We start from the raw sequence: 3,566 nt of genomic DNA, 5'->3' as shown, positions 1-3,566 counted from the left end.
TACTTTCTTCTTGCCCTGATGGATACCATGTAGGATGGGCACGGACAATAAAACTATTCGGACCGAATTCTTCTAAATAAATTCCGACCTCTTGCAACAATTCTGTTTGTTCCCTTAACTTTATAGCATCGTTATTGGGATAGTCTAGTACAAACGGCACCAATAATTCTTGTAGATCATCTGAAACATCACCAATTTTTTCACGAAAATATTCGTACTTGATTCGTTCCTGAGCGGCATGCTGATCGATAATGTATAGGCCGTCTTTACTTTGAGCGAATAAATAAGTTCCATGCATTTGACCAAAATATTCTAACATTGGAAAACGGGCTTGTGGTTGTTCGTTTTCTAATTTATTGATTGCTTGCTCGACGATTTTTTCGCCTGATTGCGTACTCAAATCAAATTCCGGATGATCACTTGAACTACTTTCATCGATCACTGGTTCTTCAGCTATTTCTTCTGATAACTCAGCTGACTTTTCTTCGATAAGGGTTGCTCTTTCTGGTTCTGTTGGTAAAGAAACATTCAATTCCGTGATCGGTGATTCTTCTTTTAGCGGAATTTCTGCTTCAAAAGATGCTTTTTCTACAGCCTTTGGTTCTACATAAAAAATACCAGTCTTCGGGTCATAGTTTAGATCACTTTTTTTCTTCGGCTGCTCTTCTAATGGTAAATCCAATTGTTCCGTGTGAATCTTTTCAACTTTACGCTTAAAACTAGGATTTTCACCCACATCAGGAATCAAATTGATTTGACGCAGGCTTTCTGCGATTGCTCGACTGATCAAGTCCATCAATTCTTTTTCTTTAGATAATCGCACCTCTTGTTTTGTTGGATGGACATTCACATCGACTAACAACGGGTCCATCGTGATTTCTAAGACGGCGATTGGAAAACGGCCCACCATCAGTTTTGATTGATACCCTTGGATGATGGCTTTATTCAACGCATAGTTTTTGATATAACGACCATTGATGATTACGGACAAATAGTTGCGGCTTGCTCGTGTGACTTCTGGTAAAGATACATAGCCTTGCAGTTCAAAATCTAAATCATTTGCTTCAACTTTGAGCATTTTCTTAGCAGTCGCCACACCATAAATACCAGCAACCGTTTGCTTCAATTCCCCACTGCCGCTCGTAGTCATCATCTTGTGCCCATCATGTACTAAACGAAAAGCGATTTTCGGATGACTTAAAGCCATCCGATTGACAATATCACCAATGTTGGATAATTCTGTTTGCAGTGATTTGACATATTTTAAGCGCGCAGGCGTATTAAAGAATACATTTTCAACGGTGATCTTCGTTCCTGTCCGTAGAGCAGTTGCTCGTTGCTCTTCTATTTTTCCACCTTTTAAGAAAAGATACGACCCTTGAGATTCATCAGCGGTAGCTGTTTCTAAAGTCAGTTCTGAAACAGAAGCAATCGATGGCAAAGCTTCTCCGCGAAAGCCCAGTGTTCGAATACGAAATAGATCATCACGATTATGGATTTTGCTCGTCGCATGGCGCTTAAAGGCATTGGTTACATCTTCTTGACTGATTCCCTCACCGTTATCGACGATCTGGATTTTTTTAAGACCCGCTTCTTCAATCAAAATATCGATTTGGGTTGCTTTCGCATCGATCGCATTTTCCACCAATTCTTTCACGACGGAGGCCGGCCGCTCTACGACCTCACCCGCAGCGATCTGATTAGCTAAACGTTCAGATAATTCTTGGATTTTCCCCATCAAACTGCTCCTTTCTATGAATAAATCAATTGCTCTTCGCTGATTTAAACTAGGCGAAGAGCAAAAATTAGATTTGCTTTTGTAACTCGTATAAGAAGTTTAAAGCTTCCATAGGATTCATTTCTAAAAGATTGGCTTTTTTCAATCGATCAACGACACCTAGTTCGGCTGTCGATACTTCATTGAACAATGATAATTGTTCGGTATCTTCTGAAACCTCTACATTTTTTTGCACTGGTGCATCTGCTTCTAAAGCAGCTAAGATCGTTGCGGCTCGAGACAATAATTCGGTCGGCATCCCAGCGATTTTAGCCACGTGGATCACGTAACTTTTATCTGCCGGACCATCCATCAACTTGTGTAAAAAGACCACTTCACCATTTTGTTCCACAGCACCGACGTGAACATTTTTTAACTGCGGTAAATTTTCTTCCAGCACAGTCAGTTCATGGTAATGCGTCGAGAACAATGTTTTTGCTTTAACATGTTTATGGATATATTCGATGATTGCTTGAGCCAAAGCCATCCCATCATAGGTAGCCGTTCCGCGTCCGAGCTCATCAAATAAAATCAAGCTATTCGGTGTCGCATGACGCAAGGCTTGATTTGCTTCCTTCATTTCCACAATAAAGGTCGACTGCCCCGCAATCAAATCATCGCTAGCTCCGATTCGCGTAAATATTTGATCAAAAATTGGCAGTTCTGCACTTTCAGCTGGAACAAAACAACCCATTTGAGCCATGATGACCGTCAACGCCAATTGACGCATATACGTACTTTTACCTGACATATTAGGACCAGTGATCAGTAATAACATCTCTTCTGGATTCATATGGACACTATTCGGAATATATTCTTGATGACCCAAAACCTTCTCGACTACCGGGTGACGGCCTTCTGTGATCTGAAGATTATGTGTTCCGCTTTCCATGGTTGGACGCACATACTGATACCGTTCGCTGACGGTTGCAAAGCCTTGCAAGACGTCAGTTGCACTTAAACTTTTAGCTAGTTTTTGTAAACGAGTAATTGCTTTTTTTACTTGGTTACGTACACCTAAGAACAAGTCATACTCTAGAGCAACTGATTTTTCTTCAGCTTCTAGAATCAATGTCTCTAATTTTTTTAACTCGGGAGTAATAAACCGTTCAGCATTTGCTAGCGTTTGTTTGCGCTCATATTTTCCTTCTTCGAGATGTGCAAGATTGGATTTTGTGATTTCGATGTAATACCCAAAAACACGGTTGTAGCCAATTTTCAATGTTTTGATCCCAGTTGCTTCACGTTCCCGTGCTTCTAATTCAGCTAACCAAGTTTTCCCATTTCGCATCGCTTCGCGGTATTGATCGAGTTGCTCATCATAGCCATCTTTGATGACATTTCCTTCGGTGATCTGTAATGGCGCATCCCCATTGATTGCTTTTTCGATCAACGATACTAAATCATCCATTGGTTCCATATCGACCAATAAATCGTTCCATTCTCCTTGGTTGATCCCCATTAGTAATTGCCGGATTTGCGGGACTTGGATCAGAGATGTTTTTAACTGGATCAAATCACGTCCATTAACACTTCCAAACGCCACCCGCCCAGCTAAACGTTCTAAATCATAGACTTTAGTCAATGATTCGTTTAGATCCATGCGTTCAAAATAAGCATTCAATAATGATGCAACCATCGCTTGGCGAGCATGAATTTGCCGTTTTTGGATCAATGGACGATCGATCCATTGTTTTAATAAACGTCCACCCATCGCCGTCTTAGTTTCATCTAGCAGCCACAGCAATGTCCCTTGTTTTTTACCTGTTCGAATGGATCGTGTCAATTC

The 3,566-nt window shown here is 40.8% G+C and carries 2 protein-coding genes; both read right to left on the bottom strand.

Going from position 1 to position 3,566, the window contains the following annotated elements; translation table 11 throughout:
• The coding region (gene mutL / locus Q0A12_RS14700; RefSeq protein WP_291293377.1) for a DNA mismatch repair endonuclease MutL at nucleotides 1–1,738 on the bottom strand (1,738 nt) is incomplete at its 3' end.
• A 67-nt stretch (nucleotides 1,739–1,805) separates the two neighbouring features.
• Nucleotides 1,806–3,566 (bottom strand): DNA mismatch repair protein MutS (gene mutS / locus Q0A12_RS14695; protein WP_291293376.1); only part of this gene is annotated, 1,761 nt, incomplete at its 5' end.

The organism is Enterococcus sp., assembly GCF_022711995.1.
In the GTDB taxonomy this organism is placed as follows: Bacteria; Bacillota; Bacilli; order Lactobacillales; family Enterococcaceae; genus Enterococcus_D.
The sequence above is the reverse complement of the archived record's forward strand: the minus strand, read 5'-3'. Positions and strand labels throughout refer to the sequence as shown.